This is a genomic window from Saccharopolyspora sp. NPDC047091, from assembly GCF_040643635.1.
Classification (GTDB): Bacteria; Actinomycetota; Actinomycetes; order Mycobacteriales; family Pseudonocardiaceae; genus Saccharopolyspora_C.
In genome coordinates, this window is sequence record NZ_JBEYUS010000005.1 from 1 (window position 1) to 23,743 (window position 23,743).

Below are 23,743 nucleotides of genomic sequence, written 5' to 3' on the forward strand. Positions count from 1 at the left end.
TCTCGTCCCAGCCGGACCAGCAGTACCCGGGCTGGCAGGACCACGACTGGCGGGACCACGACTGGCAGAACCACCGCGAGCGGGACCGCGGTGAGCGGGACTCAGGCGAGCGAGCACCCGGCGCGCAGGTTCCTGGCGAGCAGGACCATGTCGAGCAGGACCGCGCCGAGCAGGGCCGGCGGTACGGGAGCATGCAGTACGGCGGCCCGCTGCCGGGGTTCGCGCCGGTGGAGCCGCCGCTCGGGCAGCTCGCCTTCGGGATGGCGGCGGGCGGGCCTTTCGCGTCCGGCCAGATCCCGTCCGGCCAGATCCCGTCCGGCCAGATCCCGTCCGGCCAGATCCCGTCCGGCCAGATCCCGTCCGACCAGATCCCGTCCGACCAGGTCCTGCCCGGCGGGTTCTCGTACGGCCCAACCCCGTCCGGCCGACCCTCGTCCGGTCAGGTTCCGTCCGGGCCAGCCACATCCGACCGGTTCCCGGCCGACCAGCCCTCTTCCGGCCAAGTCCTGTCCGGCCAAGTCCTGTCCGGCGGGTCCGCTTCCGACCAAGTCCCGCCCGGCCGGTCCTCGTCCGCCCCGGCGGGGCCGGTGCCGACCAGGCCCGGCCTGCCGCAGCCCGACCAGGCCCGGCCGCGGCCCACCTCGATCCCGGCTTCCGGCGCGCCGCCGAAGCGCAGGCGCGGGCTGCTCGGCGCCGGGCTCGGGTGCGGGGCCCTGCTGCTGCTCGGCGCCCTCGTCCCGGCGCAGGTCGGCTTGGGCGAGGCGGCCCCCCAGGTGGGCCAGTGCGTCGCCGTCACCGACGACTCCGAGCGGACCTTCGCCTACGAGACCACCGCCTGCGGCACCGCCGACTCCGACCACCGGATCGTGCAGGTCAAGCAGAACGACCAGGCCTGCGACGGCGACTACTCCGAGATCGCCCGGGGCGGCACCCGGCTGTGCCTGGTCCCGGACGTCGTCGTCGGCGACTGCCAGCGGGTGCCCGGCGCGAGCAGCGCGGGCGCCACCATCCCGACCGGCATCGACACCAAGGTGCCGTGCGGCAGCCCGAAGGCCGACGTCGAGGTCGTCGGCGCCACCGACACCACCGCGGGCGAGTCCGCCTGCCCGGAGGGAACTGCGAACTACTCGGTCTTCACCGCCCCGGCCAAGACCTTCTGCTTCAAGCTGACCCGCTGAGCCTGGACCGGTGCGCGCCGGTGTGCTGGGCTGATCGCGGACACCGAACCGGGAGGTGGGGATGGACGAGCGGACGGTCCGGGACGTCACGCGGGACCTGCTGCGCGAACTGGGGCTGACCACCGTGTTCGGGAATCCCGGCACCACCGAGGTCCCGTTCCTCACCGGCTGGCCGGACGACTTCCGCTACGTGCTCGGGCTGCAGGAATCCGTGGTGGTCGCGATGGCCGACGGGTACGCCCAGTCGCGGCGGGCACCGGTGCTGGTGAACCTGCACTCGGCGGGCGGCGTCGGGCACGCGCTGGGCTCGGTGTTCACCGCCTACCGCAACCGCACTCCGATGATCGTCACCGCCGGGCAGCAGACCCGGACGCTGCTGTTCGACGAGCCGTTCCTCGGCGCCACCGACGCGGCCACCTTCCCCCGGCCGTACGTGAAGCACAGCTGCGAACCGGCGAGCGCCGCCGACGTGCCCGCCGCGCTCGCCCGCGCGCACCGGCTGGCCGTGACCGCGCCGCAGGGGCCGGTGTTCGTCTCCATCCCCGCCGACGACTGGGACCAGCCCGGCGCACCGGTGCCCGTCCGCCCGGACACCCCGAACCCGGCGCCCGATCCGGCGGTGCTCGCCGAACTCGCCGCCGCCCTCGACGGCTGCGCCCGCCCGGCGTTCGTCGTCGGCCCGGCCGTGGACCACGAGGGCGCCGTGCCGGAGCTGGTGGAACTCGCCGAGCGCACCAGGGCCGCGGTGTGGGTGGCGCCGCTGTCGGCGCGCTGCTCGTTCCCGGAGGACCACCCGCGGTTCGCCGGATTCCTGCAGCCGGAACGACGGCTGCTGGCCGCCGAGCTCGCCGCCTACGACCTGGTGGTGGTGTGGGGCGCTCCCGCGTTCACGTACCACGTGTACCGGGGCGAGGCCGTCGACGAGCTGCCCGAGATGTTCCTGGTGCACGACGACCCGGACGTGCTCGCCCGCGCCCGGCGCGGCAGGGGAGTGCTGGGGTCCGTCGCGCACGCGGTGCGCCGCGTCGCCGAGCTGGCCGGAGCCGCGCAGTGGCGGCCCGAACCGCAACCGTGCGCCCGGCCCGAGTCGCCGGAACCCGCGACCCCGCTGCCGCCCGCGTACGTGCTCTCCCGGGTGCGCGCGGCCTGGCCCGCGGACGCCGTGGTGGTGGAGGAGGCGCCGAGCCACCGCAACGACCTGCACGAGCACTTCCCGATCACCTCCCGCGACGGCGGGTTCTTCGCCTGCGCCTCCGGGTCGCTGGGCTACGCCGTCGGTGCCGCGGTGGGGGCCGCGATCGCCGACCCGTCGCGGCCGGTGCTGGCGCTGCTCGGCGACGGGTCCAGCATGTACGGCATCCAGGCGGTGTGGTCGGCGGTGCGGGAGCAGGCGCCGGTCACCTTCGTGATCCTGGACAACGCCCGCTACGCGGCCGTCGCCGTGCTCGGCGCGGCCGGTGGCGGGCGCAAGCTGCCCGGGGTGGAGCTGGGCGGCACCGACTTCGCCGCGCTGGCCCGCAGCCTCGGCTGCCCGGCCGACACCATCCGCACTCCGCAGGAGCTGGACGAGGCGCTGGCCCGCGCCGAACCGGGCCCCCGCCTGCTCCACGTCCACGTGGCCGCGGAACAGCGCCACCTCTACTGACCAGGTGAATGGCCCATCCGCCCAGCCCCGTTGGGCGGATGGGCCATTCACCTGGCGGTGAAGAAGCCGTCGGGGGCGGTGGCCCGCTCGGCGAAGCGGTCCGCGATGCGCAGGTGCGCGGCGGTGTCCGGGTGCAGCTCGTCCGGCAGCGGCAGTTCGGCGTAGTCGGCGGGGCCGTAGAGCTCCTCGCCGTCGAGGTACCGCAGGTTCGGGTCCGCCGCCGACCGCTGCCGCACGATCCGCGCCAGCTCGTCCCGCACCACCCGCAGCGTCAGCTTCCCCTGCGCCCGCTCCGCCGGATCACCGGTGGCGCGGAACTTCAGCACCCCGGTGCTGAGATCCACCGCGCCCGGCCCCGGCGTGTCCTCGTGGATGGGGCAGTGCAGCGGCGAGATCACCAGCAGCGGCGCGTCCGGATGCCCGTCCCGGAGGGTGTCCAGGAAACCGTGCACCGCGGGCGTGAACGCGCGCAGCCGCATCAGGTCCCCGCCCACCAGGTTGATGCCGATCTTGACGCTGAGCAGGTCGGCCGGGGTGTCGCGCATGGTGCGCGCGGTGAACGGGTCGAGCAGCGCGCTGCCGCCGAGCCCCAGGTTGATCAGCTCGACGCCGCCGAGCAGCGCGGCGCGCACCGGCCAGGTCGAGGTGGGTTCGGTGGCGTTCGACCCGTGGCTCAGCGAACTGCCGTGGTGCAGCCACACCGGTCGGCCGCGGTCGGCGGCGGGTGCGACGGGGGCGTCGGTGCGCAGCGCGACGAGTTGGGTCATCTCGTTGTGCGGCAACCAGATCTCGACGTCCTTGTCCCCGGCGGGCAGTCCGGTGAAGCGGGCGGTGCCGCTGGGCCCGGGCTGCACGTCGGCGGTGCCGGTCGCCGGGTCCAGGACCATCCGGTCGCCCTCGGGCACGGTGGTGCGGGCGAGCAGTTCGCCGTCGACGAGCAGGTCGTAGCAGCCGTCCGGCCGGGGTGGGGCGCCCGCCATGCCCCGCTTGGTGGGCACGGTCTCCAGCTCGATCGCGGTGGCCGCGGTGCGGAAGGCCAGCCGCACGCCCGCGGTCTCCGCTTCGACCATGGACAGCTGCAGGTCGGTGCACTGCTCGCGGGCCCAGCGGGGCAGCCGGTGCGGCCGCAGCCCGCGCTCGGTCGGTTCCAGTTCGAGGACGCCGCGCAGCAGTTCGGCGGTGAGGGGAGTGGTGGTCCAGCCGGTGTTCATCGCGTGTGGTCGCCCGCCCGTGGTTCGTGTCGGTGCGCCGTTCCCCGGCGCGCGCTCATCCTCCAGCCGGAGGGCCGGGCGGTGCCACACCTTTTCCGGTGCCGGGCGTTCGGCCCGGTCCGGCGCCGGGCGTTCGGCCCGGTCCGGCGTCGGGTGATCGGTCCGGTCGGTGTGGGGTGATCGGCCCGGTCGGCGCCGGACGAACGGCCGGTCCGGCGCCGGGAACGGCCCGGCGCCCTCGGATCAGGGGTGCGCGGCGATCATGCTGCTCGCGTCCAGCGGCCGGTCCAGGAAGCCGAAGCGGTGCATCAGGTCGGCGACCCGCTGCACCTGCGCCCCGTCCGGCACGGTGTGGAACTCGACGAGCTTCGTCTCGGCGGCGACCTCCGGCGAGATCCGGGCGACGTCCGGCAGCAGCGGCTCGACGACCCGCCGGTCCCGGGATTCCAGCGTGGCGCGGGTGAGGCCGCGCTGGAACGCGGCGAGCGTGCGCGGGTTGTCCTGCACGAACCGGGCGGTCGCCCCGTAGCCGCTCAGCGGCAGCCCCTCGGCGGGCCCGACCGCGGAGTCGAACAGGGTGCGGGCGCTGCCCTCGCGGGTGGCGATGGTGATGAACGGTTCGGTGAGCAGCGCCGCGTCCAGCCGTCCCTGCGCGAGCGCCGCGGGCATGTTCGGGAACGAGATCGGGACGAGCCGCACGTCCCGCACGGCGACGCCGCGGGTGCTCAGCCCGGCCTTCACCAGCAGGTCGGAGACGGTGCCGATCGCGCTGACGCCGATGACCTTCCCGGCGAGCTCGGCGGGATCGCGCACCGGTGAGTCCGCCGGGACCATGACGACCGCGGTGCCGGGCGCCGCCGCTCCGGCGTCGGCGACGATCCGCAGGTCGGCGGCGCCCCGCCCCTGCGCGGTGAGCAGCGGGACGTAGCTGCTCAGCGCGACGTCGTAGTCGCCGCCGATGAGGCTGCTCAGCGCGGCGCTGCCGTCGGTGGCGGTGACGATCTCCACCTGGAGGCCCTCGTGCTGGAAGTAGCCGCGCCGCACGGCCAGCGCCAGCGGGGCGTACTCGGTGGTGGGCAGCGTCCCGACCCGGATGGTGGCCCGCTCCACCTTGTCGTTGGAGCCGCTGACCCGGCTGCCGCCGAGCAGTCCGCAGCCACCGGTGGCGAGCAGGGCGGCCGATCCCGCGGCGGCGAGCAGTCCGCGCCGGGTCGTTAACCGTCGGGGTGGTCGAGCAGCGCTCATGGCCGGGCCTCCTCGCCGGGGCGGAACCGGGGCCGGACAGCGATTCGCCGGCGGCCCGCCCCGGCCGCCGGCGAATCCGGCTCGAGCTGACTAGCGGTGCGCGATCACGCACCACCGTCCGAATCATCGTCGAACGGCGGCGGCTGGACCAGCATTTCGGCGACATCGACGGGCTTGTCGAGCTGGCCGAACCGCACCATCAGGTCCGCGACGCGCTGCAGCCGGGCGGCGTCCATCGAGGTGGGGATCTTGCCGAGTTCCACGATCGGCGCGAGCTCCGGGGTGATCTTGGCGAACTGGGGCAGCAGCGGTGTGACCTCGGCGCGGTTCTGACCGGTGACCTGCGCCTTGTGCACGGCGCGCTGGAAGGCCTGCAGCGTGTTCGGGTTCTCCTCGGCGAACTTCGAGGTGGTGACGGCGCCCGCCACCGGGAAGTCCGCGGTCCCGCCGGAGAAGGCGTCCATGATGGACACGGCACCGGCGTTCTTGGCGGCCTGGGTGATGAACGGTTCGGTCATCACCGCGGCGTCGATCTGGCCGTTCTGCAGCGCGGGCAGCATGTCGGGGAAGCCGAAGCGCACGAACTGGTCGTCGGCGACGTTGATGCCCCGGTCCTGCAGCGCGGCCTTGGTGCCGATGTCGGTGATGGCTCCCGGCGCGCTGATGGCGATCTTGGCGCCGGCGAGGTCCTCCGGTTTCTTGATCTTGGAGCCGGGCAGCACCATGATGTTCATGTTGTTCGGCACCGAGATCATCATCTCGCTGACGATCTTGAGGTCGGCGGCACCGGTGGCCTGCGCCTTGATCGGCGCCGTGTAGCTGCCGAGGCTCACGTCGTTCTGCCCGGAGATCAGCGAGGTCAGCGCCGCCGGACCGTCCGACACCGGCTGCACCTTGACGGTGAGGCCTTCCTCCGCGAAGTAGCCCTTCGCCTGCGCCACCGCGATCGGGGCCTGCGACAGGGCGGGCAGCGAGCCCACGACGACGGTGGTCTTCTCCAGCGTGCCGTTGCCGCCATCGCTCGACCCGCCGGCACCGCTGAGCAGGCCGCAACCGCTCAGGGCGAACGTCGAGACGCCGATCGTGGCGATGGACAGCAGCGCGCGAACGACGCGCCGCCGAGCTCCACGTGGTGCGGATCCGGTCGGTCTGCTCGGCATGCGGGGGTGCCTCCTCGGGGCGAGCGGGTGCGGAACGGTGGAACGAAGCTAGCCGAGCGGGGTGGCGCCGGAAGCCCACGTCGGGCCTGCATAACAGGCTGCAATAGGATTGGAATCGCACTTACCCGAGCGTGTCAAGGTGATCTCGTGCCTGGTGACGAAAAGTAATTGCATCGGGTCTCGGCGTAGTCCTGCGCGGCTCGTAGACGGTTTTTCGCGTATTTGAGGGAAATACGGGAATGTCCGGACCGGCTGAGGAGAATGGTGATGGAGGCAGCTGACATGCCGACCGTGCGCGACGTCACGCGGGGCCTGATGCGCGAGCTCGGCCTGACGACCGTGTTCGGCAATCCCGGCACGACCGAGGTCCCGTTCCTGGACCAGTGGCCGGACGACTTCCGCTACGTGCTGGGTCTCCAGGAGTCCGTGGTGACCTCGATGGCCGACGGCTACGCCCAGCAGACGGGCAACGCGGTGCTGGTCAACCTGCATTCCGCGGGCGGGCTCGGGCACGCGCTGGGCGCGGTGTTCGGCGCCTACCGCAACCGCACCCCGATGATCGTGCTCGCAGGTCAGCAGACCCGCAGGCTGCTGCCGCACGACCCGTTCCTCGGCGCCACCGACGCCGCGCAGTTCCCCAAGCCGTACGTGAAGTGGTCGCTGGAGCCCGCCAGGGCCGCGGACGTGCCGCTGGCGCTGGTCCGCGCCTACCAGATGGCGATGCAGGCGCCCCGCGGTCCGGTGTTCCTGTCGGTGCCCGCCGACGACTGGGACGAGCCGGGCGAGCCGGTGTCCGCACCGCAGCCGATCTCCCCGCCCGCCGCCGACCCGGCCGTCATCGCGGAGCTGGCCGCCGCGCTGCGCGACTGCGAGCGGCCCGCGTTCGTCGTCGGCCCCGCCGTGATCGAGGCGGGCGCGGTCGCCGAGCTGGTGGAGCTGGCCGAGCGGACCGGGGCCGCGGTGTGGATCTCGCCGATGGTGTCCCGCTCCTCGTTCCCGGAGACGCACCCGCAGTTCGCCGGGTTCCTGCAGCCCGCCGAGCCCGCGGTGGCCGCCGCGCTGCGGGACCACGACCTGGTCACCGTGTTCGGCGCCCCCGCGTTCACCTACCACGTCTACCGCGGCGAACCGGAGCACCCGCACCCGCGCGGCTTCGTGATCAGCGACGATCCGGAGATCCTGGCGCGCACCCGGCACCTGCGGGGCGTGCACGCGGGCCTGGCCCAGGCGCTGCGGCAGCTGCTGCCGGAGGTGGCGCCCTCGGACCGCCCGGTCGCGCCGGGCTGGTCGCGCCCGGAGCTGCCGCCGCTGAGCACCCCGCCCGCCGCCGACCACGTGATCAGCCTGGTGCGCGAGCTGCTGCCGGAGAACGCGGTGGTGGTCACCGAGGCGCCGACGCACAAGCAGACGATCCAGCGGCACCTGCCGTTCGACTCGCCGGAGCAGGACTTCCACGCGGGCGCCAGCGGTTCGCTGGGCTACGGGATCTCCGCGCTGGTGGGCACCGCGCTCGCCGCCCCGTCCCGGCCGGTGCTGGGCCTGATCGGCGACGGCGCCAGCATGTACGGCATCCAGGCGCTGTGGACCGCGGCCAAGGAGCAGGCGCCGCTGACGATGCTGGTGCTGGACAACGAGGAGTACGCGGCGGTGCGGGTGCTCGGCGAGACGGAGAACGGCGGGAAGCTGCCCGGCGTGGAGCTCGGCGGCATCGACTTCGTCTCGGTCGCCCGCGGCATGGGCTGTGCGGCCCGCCGGGTGTCGGACCTCGACGAGCTGAAGCGGGAGCTGCCCGCGGCGATGGCCGAACCGGGTCCGACGGTGCTGCACGTGCCGGTCGCCGCGAGCGCCCGGAAACTGTATTGATCGGATCCCGCTGATTCGAGGGAAAACCCCCGCGGATATTCGGCGGGCCGGGGCGGTCCGGGAACATCGGGGATTTTCCCCAGACTTTTCCCGAATGCTTCGGCTCGCCGTATTCGGAGAGTGATCGCTACCGCTGGGTAATTCCGGTTTCGCGCATTCGATCAATGCGCGAACGGCCATGGAATGGTGTTCGAACAACACTCGTTCGAGTGTGGTTCGACCACGTTGCGCAATCAGGTATGGACCAGAAAGACCGCGGCCCGCGCCCGGCACGAGTGCCGGATCGCGGGCCGCGGGTGCGCGTGCGGGGGAGCCTCAGCCCTCTTGGGCGGCGATCTCCGCGGTCTCCTGCGCCCCCGGCGAGTGCAGCAGCCGGGCCACCTGGCTGCGCAGCTGCACGAACTCCGCCGAGGCGCGGGTGCTGATCTGGTCCCGCCGCGAACCCAGCGGCACGTCCAGCTCCGCCACCACGGTCGCGGGCGACTTGGACAGCACCAGCACCCGGTCGCCCAGGTAGATGCTCTCGTCGATGTCGTGCGTGACCAGCAGGATCGTGCTGCCGTGCTGCTCGCGCACCGACAGCAGCAGGTCCTCCAGCTCGAACCGGGTCTGCGCGTCGACGGACGCGAACGGCTCGTCCATCAGCAGCAGCGCGGGGCGGGTGGCCAGCGCGCGGGCGATCGCGACCCGCTGCTGCATGCCGCCGGAGAGCTGCCACGGGTACTTCTTCGCCGCGTCCGCGAGCCCGACCTGGGCCAGCGCCTCCTCGGCCCGCTCGCGCCGGTTCACCGAGCGCGTGCGCAGCGGGAACTCCACGTTGCCGCGGACGGTCAGCCACGGGAACAGCGAGCGGCCGTAGTCCTGGAACACCACGGCGAGGTCCTCCGGGACCCCGTCGATCTCGGTGCCGTGCAGCTCGACGCGCCCCGAGGTGGGGCGCTGCAACCCGCCGACCAGCCGCAGCAGCGTCGACTTGCCGCAGCCGGACGGGCCGACGATGCAGGCCAGCTCACCGGTGCGGACGGTGAAGCCCAGCTCCTCGATGGCGACGTGCCGCTGCTTGCCGGGGTAGGTGTGCCCGAGCCCGGTCACTTCCAGCATCGTGCTCACGGGTCATCCTTTCGCTTGAGCGGGCTGGTCGGAGCGTTGCTGCCAGCTCAGCGCGCGCCGCTGCACCGCGAGCAGGCCGGAGTTGAGCAGGTATCCCAGCAGCGCCAGCAGCACGATCCCGGCCCACAGGTCGGCGAACTCGAACTGCTGCTGGGCGTTGACCAGCTGGAAGCCGAGTCCGCTGCTGGCGCCCACCATCTCGGAGACGACCATCAGGATCAGCGCCTGCGAGAGGCTGACCCGCAGCCCGGCGAAGATCTTCGGCGCGGCGGCGGGCAGCACGATCCGGGTCCACCAGTCCCACCGGCCGATCCGGAACGCCAGCGCGGTCTGCTCCTTGACGGAGTCCACCGAGGCCGCGCCGTCGGCGGTGTTGAGCACCACCGTGAACACGGTGCCGAAGACGATCGTGGCCAGCTGCATCGGCGTGCCCAGGCTGAACAGCACCAGGAACAGCGGCACCAGCGCCGGGGTGGGCAGCGAGCGGAAGAAGTCCAGCAGCGGCCCGACGTACTCGGCGGCCGTGCGGGAGCGGCCGAGCGCGATGCCGAGGACGACACCGAGCGCGCCGGAGATCAGCCAGCCGCCGAACAGCCTGCCGAGGCTGGGCAGCACGTCGCGGAACACCGCGTCGGTGAGCCACAACCGAGATGCCGGGCCGGTCAGCCAGAGCTGCCAGGCGTGCGCGACGATCTCGGTCGGCGGCATGAAGTACACGTTGCCCGCGGCGCGGGTGGCGAGCTCCCACAGCACGAGCAGGACCAGCAGCAGACCCCACTTGCCCAGGAAGTTCCGCACGCCGGCGACCGGGGCGGTGGTCGGTTCGGTCCGTTGTGCCGTCACAGTTCCTCCCGGCTCGCGGTCCAGCCGAACAGCCTGCGCTGCAGCTGCTGCAGCCCGGAGTTGATCAGATATCCGATGGCGCCGACGATCACGGTTCCGGCCAGCACCAGGTCCATCTGCCCGCCGCCGCTGCTGGCTTCGAGGATGAACGTGCCGACGCCGCGCGCCCCGCCCGCGATGAGCTCGACGACGACCACCACGACCAGCGCGATCGACGCGGAGATGCGGATGCCGGTGGCGATGAACGGCGCCGCGTGCGGCAGCGCCACGGTGAACATGGTGCGCACCTTGCCGAACCCGAAGGACCGCGCGATGTCGGTGTAGAGCGGGTCCATCTCGTCCAGCGCGTACATCGTGTTGAACAGGATCGGCCAGAGCGCGGCGTAGGTGGCCAGCGTGATCTTGGTTTCCGGCCCGGAGCCGAGCAGCAGCATGAACAGCGGCAGCAGCGCCACCGCGGGCAGCGGGCGCAGGAACTCGACCACGGTGAGCCCGGCGACGCGGGCGGGCCGCACGCTGCCCAGCAGCAGGCCGAGCGGGATCGCGATGACCGCGGCCAGCACGAGCGCGATGAGGAAGGTCAGGACCGTCGCGATGGTGTCGAGGGCGAAGTCGGCGTCGGCGCCGAGCAGTTCGACGATGCGCGGGCCCACGACCGAGGGCGGCGGCACGAACCGGGCGTCGAGCAGGCCGAACGCGCAGCACAGCTCCCACACCACCAGCAGACCGGCCAGCCCGGCCAGGCCGCGAGCGAGTCGGGCCACCGGTCAGCTCCTCTTCGGTGGTGCGCCGGGGTCGTGGCGGGGGCCGGGGTCGCGGCCGGCGGCGGTGCGCATCCTGACTGCTTCTCCTCGCGTGGACGGCGTGGGTTTCCGGGGTCGCGGTGCGTGTCCGTGCGGCGGTCGGCGAGGTGGCCCAACCGGGTGCTGCGAACGGTCCACACCGCCACCGTCGTCGCTGGTCGGAACGATGATGATCACCCAGGCGACGGTGGTGTCGAGCGCGGCTCTAAGGTGCTCCCAGTACTTGTCGGACGGTCGCTCGACGTGGTCGTCGTCGACCAGGACCCACGGGGCCGCAGAGCCGGTGGTGAGCCTAGGTGATAGCCCGAACGGGTGGTAGGTCGGGCGTTTCGGATTTTCGAAGCGCCCGGCGGACACGGTGAGTGACGGGCAAAATCAACACTGCCGACTCTCCTCTTTGGAGTGAAAGTCGCAGCCGGTTACGTTACCTTCCGTGGCCTTACCCACTTCCCCGTCGACGGTCGTCGCAAGTACTCTGTGCTGCGCTGGAACGCGAGGCGTCCCGGTACCGTCACAACGAGTGCCAGGTCGCGCCTCGTGTCCAGAATCGGCCCGCTGAACTGCGGGTTCGGTCCGGAGCACGGTGCAAGTGTAGATTTTTCGTGAGCGGTGCGAGCCTCCGCTGCTGTCGGAAGAGGAAGCCTGGAGTGGCCCGAGGAGACACAGGTCGCGAGCGCCTGAGCCGCACGGAGCAGGCGGACGCCGGTATCCACCACATGGGCGAGGCGCTCGGCACCGAAGGTCAGTCGCTCGGCACCGAAAGTCAGGGCGCTGCGCTGAGCATGGGTTCCGCCCAGCTCCGGAGCGGCCAGGACAGCGGTCCCGGCGACTGGCGACTGAGCAACTGGCGACTGCGCACCAAGCTGTTGGCCGTCCTGCTGATCCCGCTGTTGAGCGCGATCGTGTTCGGCGGTCTGCACGTCTACGACGGCGTGAGCGAAGCCCGCCTGCTCGACCAGACCCACCAGCAGGTGAACCTGCAGCGGGCCGCCGACGACTTGACCCACCAGCTGCAGCGCGAACGGGACCTCTCGGTCTCGTACGTCGCGAGCGGCCGTTCCGGGGACAAGGCGCCGATGGACGAGACCCGCGGCAAGGTCGACACCGAGCTGGCCGAGTTCAAGGACCAGATCGGCAGCAACGACGAGTCGATCGCCGCCGAGTACCGCGTCGCCGCGAACAACCTGAGCGACCGGCTCGCCAGCCTCCGCGACTCGGTGGACAACACCCAGTACCCGCCGGAAGGCGTGCTGCGCACCTACAGCCAGAGCATCGACTCCCTGCTCGACCTCGGTCAGCAGGGCGTCAGCAACATCGGTGACTCGAACCTGCTGCGCCTCACGCTGGCCACGAACGCGATCGCCGACGCGCAGGAGGCCGCCTCGCTGCGCGCCGCGCTGCTCAACGACGCGATCCGGGCCGGCCAGTTCCGCACCGACCAGAACCGGGAGCTGCTGGCCGCCGAAGCGCGGATCGAGACCGCGATCAGCGACTTCAACGCGGTCGCGACCGAACCCCAGCGGCAGCTCTACGCGGACAGCGTCACCGGCGCCGACGTCGACCGCGCGAACAGCATGTCGCAGAGCGCGCTCGCCTTCGACAGCGGCGGCCAGCCGCTGAACTCGCTGGACGCGCAGGAGTGGGACAAGGTCGCGAACACCAGCGTCGATCTGATCGACCAGGTCGGCGGCAAGCTGCACGACAGCCTGGACGCCGCGGCCGACGACGCCGCGGCCGGCGCCCAGCAGCGCACCATCGCGATCAGCGTGGCGACGCTGCTCGCCCTGATCGTCGCGGTGGCGATCGCCCTGGTCGTGGCCCGCTCCCTGCTGGGTTCGCTGCGCACGCTGCGCCGCTCGGCGCTGGACGTGGCCGACCGCGGGCTGCCGGAGGCGGTCCGGGCGATCCTGAACGAGTCCGGCACCGGCGGTGGTGGCGGTCTCGCGCAGATCGAGCCGATCCCGGTCTACAGCCGGGAGGAGATCGGCAAGGTCGCCCGCTCGTTCGACGCGGTGCACTCGCAGGCGCTGCGGCTGGCGTCCGAGCAGGCGCTGCTGCGGAACAACGTCAACGACCTGTTCGTGAACCTGGCCCGCCGGAGCCAGACCCTGGTGCAGCGGCAGCTGTCCCTGATCGACCGGCTGGAGCAGGACGAGCAGGACCCGGACCAGCTCTCCAGCCTGTTCGAGCTGGACCACCTGGCGACCCGCATGCGCCGGAACAACGAGAACCTCCTGATCCTCGGCGGTACCGACCTCACCCGCCGGATGATGCAGCCGGTGCCGCTGACCGAGGTCGTCGGCGCCGCCGTCTCCGAGGTGGAGCAGTACACCCGCGTCTCGGTCGCCGACTCCCCGGAACTGGGCATCCAGGGCCGCGTGGTCAACGACTTCGTGCACCTGGTGGCGGAGCTGCTGGAGAACGCCACGGTGTTCTCCAACCCGGACACCGAGGTCACCGTCCGCACCGCCTACCGCAGGCAGGAACTGGTGCTGGAGATCCGGGACCGCGGTGTCGGCATCGACGCCGCCGAGCTCGGCGAGATCAACGAGCGGCTCACCCGGCCGCCGGAGATCGACGTCGCCGTGTCCCGCCGGATGGGCCTGTACGTGGTCGGGCAGCTGGCCCGCCGCCACGACATCCGGGTGGACCTGCGCAACAACGGCGACCTGGAAGGCGGCGTCACCGCCAGCGTCCGGGTCTCCGGCGAGTTCGTGGTGCAGCTGACCCCGGACGGCCCGCGCCCGATGCCCGACGTGCAGCGGGTCGCCGCGGACGACCGGGACTCGGGAGACACCGGCACGAACCTGGGTCTGGCCGCCGCGTTCGGCGGTGCGGCCGCGAACGGGCGCCCCACCGACTCGTCCACGCAGCTGACCCCGGTGGACCCGGCGGAACCGGAGCGGCCCACCGAGCGGTCCGGCTCCCAGGCGGCGGTCAACGGGCACGGCGGCATCGAGAAGACGCACGTCTCCCCGGTGTGGGTCACCGAGGACGACGACCCGGTGACCGACCTCGACTTCGAGGCGCCCGCCGCGGAGCCGGAGCCCGAACCGGCCGCCGCCCGGCACCCGGAGGTCGAACAGCAGGAGGTCGACTGGCAGGACGCCGACGAGGAGCAGCAGGCCGCCGAGGAATCGGAGCCCGGCGACTACTCGTTCCGCGTGGCGACCGGCGACGCGTTCGGCGTCACCGACGTGCCGCGCTGGCACACCGCCGAGCAGGCCGCCATCCGCGACGTCGAACCGCAGGCCTCCCGCCCGGCCGCGAACCGCGCCGAGCAGACCTCCGAGGTCTGGCCGGACGAGGAGACCCGCGATCCGGACTTCGACGGCCAGTGCGGCACCCCGCCCGGCCTGGACGCGCCGCAGCTCGGTGAGGACGTGACGACGACGTTGGGCCGGGTCGGCAGCGGACCGCAAGACCTCTTCCACAGCCCGTTCGAGGCGGAGAAGACCCAGCAGATCAGCCTCCCCCCGGACGACTTCGACTGGGGCGCGGGCGCTCCGGCGGAACCGGAACCGGCCCCGGCCTCGAACGGCGCCGGGACGACTCCGCCGCCGCTGGGCTACGCGCACCAGGCCCGCCGCGAAGGCGACGACGCTCCGACCGAGCGGTTGCCGATCTACGAGGCGGTGCTGTCGCAGTGGTTCCGCGAGGGCAGCGACCAACCGACCCCGGAGGCCACCGCCCCCAGCGCCGGTTCGATGCCGCTCGAATCGGAGGCCGCGGACACCCCGGACGTCCCCGAGGACCCGGCGCCGGCCATCGGCCGCCGCAAGGCCCGCCGGGAGGCGGAGGAACAGCAGCAGGCCGAACCGCTGTCCGGTTCGGACCCGCTCGACACGACCGGCTCGATCGGTGTCGGGAGCGATGGCTCCGCGGACACCGGCGGGCACATCCTGGCCGGGCCGCACGACCCGGGCTGGGGTTCGGCGGATGTGGGCTGGCAGGCCGCCGAAGCACTGGTGGCGCAAACCCGCCAAACCCAGGAGACCACTGCCGCCGGGCTGCCCAAGCGGGTTCCCAAGTCGAACCTGGTGCCGGGCTCTGCCGCACCTCGTTCGCAGTCTCCAGCACCCGTGAAACCCGCCGCGCCGCGCTCGGCCGATGCCGTCCGCGGACGGATGTCGAACTTCCAGAGCGGCGTCCGGCGTGGTAGGCACGCAAAGGCAGAACCAGTCTCGACCGAACCGCCCCGCTCGACCCCGAGCCGTCCCGAGGAGCAGGAGTGACCGGGTCCGTCCAGCAACCCATGAGCCAGAACAGCTTCAGTTGGCTGATCACCGATTTCGTGCGCCGGGTTCCCGGCGTCGCGCACTCCGTCGTGGTCTCCGCGGACGGCCTGCTGCTGGCAGGTTCGCAGGGCCTGCCGCGGGATCGCGCCGAGCAGCTGTCCGCGGTCGCCTCCGGCCTGGTCAGCCTCACCCAGGGCGCGGCGCGCTGCTTCGAGGCAGGCGACGTCACGCAGACCGTGGTGGAGATGGAGCAGGGCTACCTGTTCCTGATGTCCATCAGCGACGGGTCGTGCCTCGCGGTGCTGGCGGCCCCGAACGCCGACATCGGCCTGGTCGCCTACGAGATGACCCTGCTCGTGGAGCGGGTCGGCAAGCAGCTGACGCCGGAGCTCCGCGCGCAGCTGCAGGGCATGGTCCGGCGATGACGCTCGCCGTGCCGTGCTATTCGGCGACGTGTGAGGGGGGTTCGCCATGACCTCGGGTCCCGACCCGAACTGGGACGGCGACCCGTTCCGGGCGTACAACCGGCACGGCGGCGCGGACTCCTGGCAGGACGACTTCCTCGACGACCCGCGCGGTGGTCAACCGGACTCGTGGCCGGGCTCGTCGAGCGGGTCCGACTACAGCCGCGCGCTGTTCGGCGGGCCCGGTGCCGACCTGTTCGGTTCCGGCATGTCGTCGTCCTCGATGCCGTCGGTGTCCTCCGGCTCGGTGCCGAACCCGGAGCACGGCTCACCGCTGGACGTCCCGTACGGGCACAGCCAGCCGGGGTCCGGCCAGGGCCGGGACCGCTCCGGGTGGGACTCGCAGGCGGGCACGCGCGGGCAGGGGCGCTACGACGGCGGTCCGCCGTCGGGCTCGATGCCGTCGCTGTCGCAGTCGATGCCGCCCGTGTCGGGTTCGCTGCCGTCGATCTCCGGATCGATGCCGGCCATTCCCGGTGGTCCGGTGGATCACGGGGAGATGCAGGAAACGGGCTCCCTGGTGCGACCCTATGCCCGCACGAGGGGCCGCACGCGTACCGATTATGATCTTGCCATCGAGACGCTGGTCTCCACCAGCGAGCGCGGCCGGGGGCAAAGCAACCCGGCGACGCCTGAGCACCGCTCGATCTGCGGGCTCTGCGTGGAGGCCAGGTCGGTCGCCGAGGTCGCCGCCCATCTGCGGCTGCCTCTCGGCGTGGTGCGGGTGTTGATCGGTGACATGGCCGGACTCGGCCTGGTCCTCATTCACGAGAACGGCATGGTCGTGGGAGACGGACCGTCGATGGAATTCTTGGAGAGGGTGCTCAGTGGCCTCCGGAAGCTCTGATCCCCGGGCGATCATGAACAATCAAAGCAGCGGCAAGACCTCGACCAAGATCGTCGTCGCCGGTGGTTTCGGCGTCGGGAAGACGACCTTCGTCGGCTCGGTCTCCGAGATCATGCCGCTGACCACCGAAGCGGTGATGACCGAGGCGAGCGTGGGGGTCGACGACCTCAGCTCGACGCCCGGGAAGGTCACCACCACGGTCGCGATGGACTTCGGCCGGGTCTCGCTCGACTCCGACCTGATCCTGTACCTGTTCGGCACGCCCGGGCAGCACCGGTTCTGGTTCATGTGGGACGACCTGGTGAAGGGCGCGATCGGTGCCATCGTGCTGGTGGACACCCGCCGGCTCGCGGACGCGTTCGCGTCGATCGACTTCTTCGACGACCGGCAGCTGCCGTACGTCGTCGCGGTCAACACGTTCGACGGCATGTTGCACCACAACATGGAGGACGTGCGGGAGGCGCTGACGATCGACAAGTCGGTGCCGATGATCTCCTGCGACGCCCGCAACCGGCAGTCCACCAAGCAGGCGTTGATCACGCTGGTGGAGCACGCGATGCGGCAGCGCCTCGCGATGCCCGCGTCCCAGTCCCAAGCCAAGGGCTGACGTCCCGGAGCAGCGGCCCTCTGGGGAGGGAGGCCGCGCTCCAGGAGAACCGAGCGGCGCGCCGTGCGCGGGCGCGCTCTCCGGTCCGGCGCCGTCGGCGCGCCGGTTCTTCGCGGTAGCAGCGCGCGGGTGGCCGGGATTCCCGGCCTCGGGGACCTGCGCCACACCGCCTCTCGCACCGCCCAGCGGCCCTCCGGTTCCGGCCTACCTGCCGCGCCGGTCGGACGTCCGGGAGTGCTCAGTCCTCCACGACCGCCACCGATGTGATGCGGTGCAACGGGAATCGGCCCGGCTCGCCGCTGCCGCGGTCCACGCCTTGCAGGACGCCGCCGCCGACGCTGACCGGCTGCACCACGACCTGGCTGGCGACGCCGTTCGAGTTCACGAAGCCGAGCCACACGCTGCGCTGCTGCACCGCGGCATCGCGCAGCAGCTGCAAGGTGGCGTCCGCGCTGGGCCTGCCGCGTTCGGGGCGCATCGCGCTGCCGCGGCGCACCGATCCGGCGCGGTCCCCGGACCGCAGCTGCGCCACGATCTCCGCCAGCTGCTCGTCCCCCGGCGGAGCGGGCAGCGCGGGCGGCTGCGTGGTGCGGATCCGGCCGCGGGACCGGTGGCCTTCGGCGCGCAGGTCCAGGATCTGCCCGTCGGGTCCTTCGGCGGCGGGGGTGAACCCGGCGGCGCGCAGGCCATCCAGCACCTCCACCAGCGGCAGCGGGCTCACCAGCACGGTCGGTGCGATGCGGCGCAGCTCCAGCTCGCCCACGCCCGGGCTGGCCAGCACTTCGGCCAGCAGCACGGGATCGTCGCAGCGGAGGAAGGCCGATGCGGTGCCGGCGCGAAGCCTGCCGTGCCTGCGCGCCACGTCGTCGATCAGGTAGGTCAGGCCCTGCGGGATCGGGGTGCGGGAGCGGTCCCGGAACAGGGCGTGCAGCTCGTCGGCGGTGCGGCCCGCGTCCAGCGCGCGGCGCACGCTGCTCTCGCCCACCCGGTACACGGTGGCGCTGCCCGCCGATTCGACGTCGGCGACCAGCTTCATGTCCGCGGCCAGGTCCGGTTCGAGGCGGCCCGGCGCCACCACGGTCAGGTCGGCCTGCACCAGCACGTGGTCCAGCGGTTCCGGCAACGCCGAGGTGAGCACCTGCGCGGCGGCACCGGGCCCGTCGAACAGCACCGCCCGGCCCGCGCCGGACAGCGCGCCGAGCGCGACGATGCCCAGCGCGGTCGCCTCCTGCAACGTCCAGCGCACCAGGTCGTCCCGCATCCGCCCGCCGCGGCGCGGGGCGCGCCAGGCCAGCAGCGCCGCCACGTCCTCCGCGCTGCGCACCCCGTGCCCGCCGGGGAGCTCGTCGAGGACGCCCAGCACGCGCAGCCGGTCGCGCGGCGCGGTCACCCGGCGCAGCTCGTCGGACAGCGTGCCGAGCAGCCGGTCCTTCTCGTCCCGGCTCCCGACCAGGCCGGGGAGCCGGGGCAGGTCCAGCCAGCCCTTCGCCAGCGGTGCCCAGCGCTGCTCCGGTCCGGACGCCAGCCAGGTGTCGGCGCCGTAGGTGAGCGACCAGTCGGGGGCCGCGCCTTCGGCGGAGGTGATCAGGTTCGTGGTCGCCGCGAGTTCCGCGAGCAGCGACACCCGCGCCTCGTCGACGTCCAGCGCCTTCGCGGCCCGGCGGATGTCGCGCACCCCGATGCCGCCGGAGCGCAGCACGTCCGGTGGGTCCTCGCTCCACAGGTGCAGCAGGGATTCCAGGTGCCGCAGCAGTTCCAGCACTTCACCGGCCGCAGTAGAATCCACTGTGGACTGATCGTGCGCGGCGAGGTCCAGCAGCGGCTCCACCGGCTCCACCGGCCCCATCGGGTGGTCGCCGCGGATCGCGAACGCCAGCTGCCGCGGCAGTTCCACGGTCTCGTCGTCGCGGCGCAGCAGCAGGCCCTTCGCCAGCAGCCGCTGCACCGGGGTGGCCGCCTCGTCGGTGGCCCCGCGCGCCGCGTCCTTGGTGCGCCCGATCGGTTTCGGCCCGGCGAGCTTGCCCACCAGGTCCCGTTCCGGCTCGTCCAGGTCGGCGAGCGCGGCGCGGGCGTCCTCGACGGTGAGGCCGTCGGCCGGGCGGCCCAGCCCGGCGGGGAACGCGGGCAGCGACTCCCGCGCGGTCGGCACCACCGCGAGCTCGTCGTCCTCGCCCCAGGCCAGCGCCCGGCGGCGCAGCTCCGACACCGAGCGGCGGGCCTGCTGCGGGGTGACGTCCGCGCCGAGCAGCTCGGCCACCGCGTCCAGCCCGACCGGCGCGGCGTCCGCGTTCAGCAGCACCAGCGCCTCCAAGGTGGACAGCGCGAACGCGTCCAGGTCCTCGCACGCCCTGGCCACCGAGGAGCGCACCCCCGCGCGGGTGGCCAGCACGGAGGTGTCCGCGGGCGGAGGAGTGGCCAGATCGGGCCGCGTGCGCAGCAGATCCGTGAGTTCCTCGTCGCCGCGTGCGCGCAGGAAGTCCGCGAGAGAAGCCATCCCCGCCACGATACCGAGTCGGCCCTGCGCACCCGTCCGGATCGTGGTCGAACGCGCACGCGCCCCGACCTCGGGCGATGATCCGCACCGCATCCGGCGGGCCGGGGTTCGCCCTGGCCACCCGATCGGGCAAACTGGTGCGCGTACGCCCACCCGACTTTCCGGAGGATGACCGTGGCCGGTGGCAACGCGAAGAAGGACCGCATCGACCCGACGTGGCCGCACGTCGGCGACGGCGAGCACCCGGTCAGCGAGCTGGTCGCCGACAAGCAGGGCGCGCTGTCCCCGTTCGGCGACGTCACCTTCCCCTTCGACGAGGGCACGTTCCCGTACGAGCACCCCGTCACCGAGCTCAACAAGTGACGTCCGGCGAGTAGCGGCCCCGCCGCGCCGCCCCGGCCCCGGTGTCCCCAGCGGACCCGGGGCCGACGTGCGTTCCGGGCCGGTTGTCAAGGCCGACTCGTCGGTAACGGTGCCGGATATCGATCACACCGGAGAAAGTTCTAGGCTTTTTCTCAGCCGGGTGAAGTTCAATGGCTTTGGTGGGTGTTGGATCTTGCCTGAGACCTGAGTTCTGTGCATAGGCCCGGCGCTCGAGTCGAAACTTCACGACAGGGGTGTCGCCATGCCGGTTCCAGGTCCGGGCTATTCGATCACGGTCCGAGTGGAGGCGCCGCCGTCCGCGAGCGCCGCGGGTGACCTCGCCAGCGCCGTGGGGCGTTCCGGCGGCGTCATCACCGCGTTCGACGTCGTCGAATCGCACACCGATCGCATCGTCGTGGACATCACCTGCAACGCGCTGTCCGCCGACCACGCCAGCGACATCACCGACCGGCTCGGCGAGCTGCCCGGCGTGAAGGTCCGCAAGATCTCGGACCGGACGTTCCTGGTGCACCTCGGCGGGAAGATCGAGGTGAGCTCGCGGGTGGCGCTGGCCAACCGCGACGACCTCTCCCGCGCCTACACGCCGGGCGTGGCCCGGGTGTGCACGGCGATCGCGGAGAACCCGGAGGACGCCCGGCGCCTCACCATCAAGCGGAACTCGGTCGCCGTGGTCACCGACGGCTCCGCCGTCCTCGGCCTCGGCAACATCGGGCCGGAGGCCGCGCTGCCCGTGATGGAGGGCAAGGCGGCGCTGTTCAAGAAGTTCGCCGGCGTCAACGCCTGGCCGGTGTGCCTGGACACCCAGGACACCGAGGAGATCATCCGCGCGGTCGAGCTCATCGCGCCCGTCTACGGCGGCATCAACCTCGAGGACATCGCCGCGCCGCGCTGCTTCGAGATCGAGGCGCGGCTGCGGGACAAGCTGAACATCCCGGTGTTCCACGACGACCAGCACGGCACCGCCATCGTGGTGCTGGGTGCGCTGCGCAACGCGCTGCGCGTCGTCGGCAAGAACATCGAGGACGTGCGGATCGTGGTCTGCGGCGTCGGCGCGGCGGGCTCGGCGATCATCCGGCTGCTGCAGCGCAAGTCGCCTGCGGACATCATCGCCGTGGACATCGACGGGATCGTGCACGGCGGCCGCGGCGACGAGGACGAGAACCTCCGCTCCATCGCCGCGGGCACCAACTCCGAGGGCCGCACCGGCACGCTGTCCGACGCGGTGAACGGGGCGGACGTGTTCATCGGCGTCTCCGCGCCGAACCTGCTCAGCAGCGACGACGTGGCCACCATGAACGAGGACGCGATCGTGTTCGCGCTGGCCAACCCGGACCCGGAGATCGACCCGCTGGAAGCCCAGCAGCACGCCAAGGTCGTCGCCACCGGGCGCAGCGACTACCCGAACCAGATCAACAACGTGCTCGCGTTCCCCGGTTTCTTCCGCGGGCTGCTCGACGCGCACGCGCACGAGATCACCGACGAGATGATGATCGCCGCCTCGAACGCCATCGCGGACGTGGTGGACGGCGAGGAGCGGGTCAACCCGTCGTTCATCGTGCCGAGCGTCTTCGACAGCAACGTCGCCCCCGCCGTTGCCGAAGCGGTGCGCAAGGCCGCGATCGCGAGCCGCACCGAGCAGCCCTCGCCGGGCGGCTCCTCCATGCCGTGGTCCATGGCCGAGGACCTCGACTTCTGATCCCGCGCCGCAGGTGAGCGGCCCGTCCGGCCGAGTGCACTGGCCGGACGGGCCGCCCACCGCGCGGACTAGAGTTCGCGGTATGGCGCAGGACGAGTTGACGCACGTGGACGAGTCGGGCGCGGCCCGCATGGTCGACGTCTCCGAGAAGCAGGTCACCGCGCGCACCGCCGTCGCCACCGGCGTCGTGCGCACCACCGCGGAGGTCCTCGCGCTGGTCCGCCGGGACGGCCTGCCCAAGGGCGATGCGCTCGCCACCGCGCGGATCGCCGGGATCATGGCCGCCAAGCGCACCCCGGACCTCGTCCCGCTGTGCCACCCGATCGCGCTGTCCGGGGTGCAGGTGCAGCTCGACCTGGGCGATGCCGAGGTGCGGATCACCGCGACCGTGCGCACCACCGACCGCACCGGTGTCGAGATGGAGGCGCTCACCGCCGTCACCGGCGCCGGGCTCGCGCTGCACGACATGATCAAAGCGGTCGATCCGGCCGCCGTGCTCGACGCGGTCCGGGTGGAGCGCAAGGAAGGCGGCAAGACGGGCACCTGGGTTCGCGAGGACTGATCGGCCGCGGCCCGGCGGCTGCTCGTACGCTGGACCACGACGTGGATCCGCGGTCGCCCCGCCGGGTCCCGACCGGTCCGCGATCCACCCGGCCCGCGAGTCCGCCGTCCGGTGCACGACCCGGCCGCCGCACGATCCGCTCAGCACGCGAGGAGCTCCGCCCATGCCGACCCGCACCGCTCGAGTCGTGGCCGCGTCGAACCGCGCCGCCGCAGGCGTGTACACCGACCGCACCGGTCCGATCATCGTCGAGTGGCTGCGCGAACGCGGGTTCCAGGTCGGCGAACCGCAGGTCGTCCCGGACGGTGAGCCGGTCGGTGCGGCGCTGCGCGCGGCGGTGGCCGCCGAGGTCGCGGTGGTGATCACCACCGGCGGCACCGGGATCAACCCGACGGACCGCACGCCCGAGGTCACCGCCGAGGTCCTCGACCGTCCCGTGCCCGGCCTGGCCGATGCGATCCGCGCCGCCGGGCTGCCGGAGGTGCCGACGGCGGTGCTGTCCCGCGGGCTGGCCGGAGTGGCCGGGCGGACGCTGGTGGTGAATCTGCCGGGGTCCCGCGGCGGGGTCGCCGATGGGCTCGGCGTGCTGGACGGGGTGCTGGACCACGCGCTGGACCAGCTCGACGGCGGGGACCACGCGCCGGGCGGCGGGGTGCCGCACGCGCACGCCGCACCGGTGCGGACCGCGCCGGCCGAGGTGCTGCGCGCCGAGGTCGTCGACCGGCCGCTGGACGTCACCGAGCTGGAGCGGCTGGTGCAGGACCGGGCCGCGGGCGCGGTCGTCACCTTCGGCGGCGTGGTGCGCGACCACGACGGCGGCCGCGGCGTCACCGAGCTCGAGTACGTCGGGCACCCCAGCGCGGACGAGGTGATCCGCGAGGTCGCCGCCGAGCTCGCCGCCCGCTACGAGGGCGTGCGCGGCCTGGCCGTGGCGCACCGGATCGGGCACCTGGGCATCGGCGATGTGGCGCTGGCCTGCGCCGTCGCGGCCGAGCACCGCAAGGAGGCGTTCGCGGTGTGCGCGGAGCTGGTGGACGAGGTGAAGCGCAGGCTGCCGATCTGGAAGCGCCAGGTCTTCACCGACGCCTCGGAGGAATGGGTCAACTGCCCCTGATCCGGAGCCTCGACATTCGGAGCCTCGCTCCGGCGATCGCCGCTGAGATCGTCTCTGCGCTGTCGGACGTGCCGGATCTCGGGGGAAGGGCGGGAACGCCCGTTGATCTCGTTGACGGCGCTCTCAGGGCGCGCCGGATGCATTCAGATCTCGGCGAGGTGACGATCGGGTCTCGCGGCGGCGTCGGGCTCGGGAAGAAGAACGGGCCCCTGCCGCTGGGGGAGGCGGCAGGGGCCCGAGAGGGGAGTCGCGCCGGCTCGCACGGGGGAACGAGCCGGG

18 protein-coding genes are annotated in these 23,743 nt (G+C 72.6%); 11 read left to right on the plus strand and 7 right to left on the minus strand.

Annotated elements, in window-relative coordinates:
* The coding region (locus ABZ805_RS03855; RefSeq protein ID WP_358433883.1) for a hypothetical protein at positions 1-1,178 on the plus strand (1,178 nt) is incomplete at its 5' end.
* Positions 1,179-1,239: 61 nt separating this feature from the next.
* Positions 1,240-2,823: a benzoylformate decarboxylase gene (gene mdlC / locus ABZ805_RS03860; protein WP_358433886.1), complete on the plus strand. Its 1,584-nt coding sequence runs from the start codon at positions 1,240-1,242 to the stop codon at positions 2,821-2,823.
* 47 nt (positions 2,824-2,870) lie between these two features.
* On the opposite strand, the gene ABZ805_RS03865 is transcribed toward mdlC (ABZ805_RS03860), so the two are convergent.
* The 3 genes from ABZ805_RS03865 to ABZ805_RS03875 all read right to left on the minus strand — a co-directional run bounded on the left by ABZ805_RS03865 (position 2,871) and on the right by ABZ805_RS03875 (position 6,439).
* A complete protein-coding gene (locus ABZ805_RS03865; protein ID WP_358433889.1) occupies positions 2,871-4,034 on the minus strand; it encodes a lipase in 1,164 nt (387 codons plus the stop codon).
* Positions 4,035-4,277: 243 nt separating this feature from the next.
* On the minus strand, positions 4,278-5,279 hold the full coding sequence (locus tag ABZ805_RS03870) for an ABC transporter substrate-binding protein (RefSeq protein WP_358433892.1): 1,002 nt from the start codon (positions 5,277-5,279) through the stop codon (positions 4,278-4,280).
* Positions 5,280-5,383: 104 nt separating this feature from the next.
* Complete coding sequence (locus ABZ805_RS03875) at positions 5,384-6,439, minus strand: ABC transporter substrate-binding protein (RefSeq protein WP_358433895.1); 1,056 nt, start codon at positions 6,437-6,439, stop codon at positions 5,384-5,386.
* Positions 6,440-6,706: 267 nt separating this feature from the next.
* Between ABZ805_RS03875 and mdlC (ABZ805_RS03880) the strand changes: the two genes are divergently transcribed.
* The gene (mdlC, locus tag ABZ805_RS03880; protein WP_358433898.1) at positions 6,707-8,302 is read left to right on the plus strand and encodes a benzoylformate decarboxylase; all 1,596 of its coding nucleotides are present in this window, start codon (positions 6,707-6,709) and stop codon (positions 8,300-8,302) included.
* A gap of 315 nt (positions 8,303-8,617) precedes the next feature.
* Here mdlC (ABZ805_RS03880) and ABZ805_RS03885 read toward each other — a convergent pair whose 3' ends face one another.
* From ABZ805_RS03885 to ABZ805_RS03895, 3 genes are read right to left on the minus strand one after another with little or no spacing between them, the layout of a single operon-like run.
* A complete protein-coding gene (locus ABZ805_RS03885; RefSeq protein ID WP_358433900.1) occupies positions 8,618-9,412 on the minus strand; it encodes an ABC transporter ATP-binding protein in 795 nt (264 codons plus the stop codon).
* 3 nt (positions 9,413-9,415) lie between these two features.
* Positions 9,416-10,255, minus strand: a complete 840-nt coding sequence (locus ABZ805_RS03890; RefSeq protein ID WP_358433903.1) for an ABC transporter permease — start codon at positions 10,253-10,255, stop codon at positions 9,416-9,418.
* A complete protein-coding gene (locus tag ABZ805_RS03895; protein WP_358433906.1) occupies positions 10,252-11,019 on the minus strand; it encodes an ABC transporter permease subunit in 768 nt (255 codons plus the stop codon). The genes ABZ805_RS03890 and ABZ805_RS03895 overlap by 4 nt, the downstream gene beginning before the upstream one ends.
* Before the next feature lie 686 nt (positions 11,020-11,705).
* On the opposite strand from ABZ805_RS03895, the gene ABZ805_RS03900 reads away from it, so the two are divergent.
* Genes ABZ805_RS03900 through ABZ805_RS03915 form a run of 4 tightly spaced genes read left to right on the plus strand, consistent with a single transcriptional unit; the run spans position 11,706 to position 17,214 of the window.
* The gene (locus ABZ805_RS03900) at positions 11,706-15,293 is read left to right on the plus strand and encodes a nitrate- and nitrite sensing domain-containing protein (RefSeq protein WP_358433908.1); all 3,588 of its coding nucleotides are present in this window, start codon (positions 11,706-11,708) and stop codon (positions 15,291-15,293) included.
* 20 nt (positions 15,294-15,313) lie between these two features.
* The gene (locus ABZ805_RS03905; protein WP_184485825.1) at positions 15,314-15,721 is read left to right on the plus strand and encodes a roadblock/LC7 domain-containing protein; all 408 of its coding nucleotides are present in this window, start codon (positions 15,314-15,316) and stop codon (positions 15,719-15,721) included.
* A gap of 46 nt (positions 15,722-15,767) precedes the next feature.
* Positions 15,768-16,607, plus strand: coding sequence for a DUF742 domain-containing protein (locus tag ABZ805_RS03910; RefSeq protein ID WP_358433911.1), 840 nt, complete (start codon positions 15,768-15,770; stop codon positions 16,605-16,607).
* A 13-nt stretch (positions 16,608-16,620) separates the two neighbouring features.
* Positions 16,621-17,214 (plus strand): ATP/GTP-binding protein, encoded by a 594-nt coding sequence (locus tag ABZ805_RS03915; protein ID WP_224966597.1) that lies wholly within the window; start codon positions 16,621-16,623, stop codon positions 17,212-17,214.
* A gap of 238 nt (positions 17,215-17,452) precedes the next feature.
* On the opposite strand, the gene ABZ805_RS03920 is transcribed toward ABZ805_RS03915, so the two are convergent.
* Entirely contained in the window at positions 17,453-19,708 is a 2,256-nt protein-coding gene (locus ABZ805_RS03920) for a helicase-associated domain-containing protein (RefSeq protein WP_358433915.1), read from the minus strand.
* 168 nt (positions 19,709-19,876) lie between these two features.
* Between ABZ805_RS03920 and ABZ805_RS03925 the strand changes: the two genes are divergently transcribed.
* From ABZ805_RS03925 to ABZ805_RS03940, 4 genes are all read left to right on the plus strand, one after another.
* The gene (locus tag ABZ805_RS03925) at positions 19,877-20,071 is read left to right on the plus strand and encodes a hypothetical protein (RefSeq protein ID WP_358433918.1); all 195 of its coding nucleotides are present in this window, start codon (positions 19,877-19,879) and stop codon (positions 20,069-20,071) included.
* A gap of 262 nt (positions 20,072-20,333) precedes the next feature.
* Positions 20,334-21,788, plus strand: a complete 1,455-nt coding sequence (locus tag ABZ805_RS03930; RefSeq protein ID WP_358433920.1) for an NAD-dependent malic enzyme — start codon at positions 20,334-20,336, stop codon at positions 21,786-21,788.
* Between the two features lie 82 nt (positions 21,789-21,870).
* On the plus strand, positions 21,871-22,350 hold the full coding sequence (gene moaC, locus ABZ805_RS03935) for a cyclic pyranopterin monophosphate synthase MoaC (protein ID WP_358433922.1): 480 nt from the start codon (positions 21,871-21,873) through the stop codon (positions 22,348-22,350).
* A gap of 163 nt (positions 22,351-22,513) precedes the next feature.
* Entirely contained in the window at positions 22,514-23,464 is a 951-nt protein-coding gene (locus ABZ805_RS03940) for a molybdenum cofactor biosynthesis protein MoaE (protein WP_358433924.1), read from the plus strand.
* Positions 23,465-23,743: the final 279 nt, after the last annotated feature.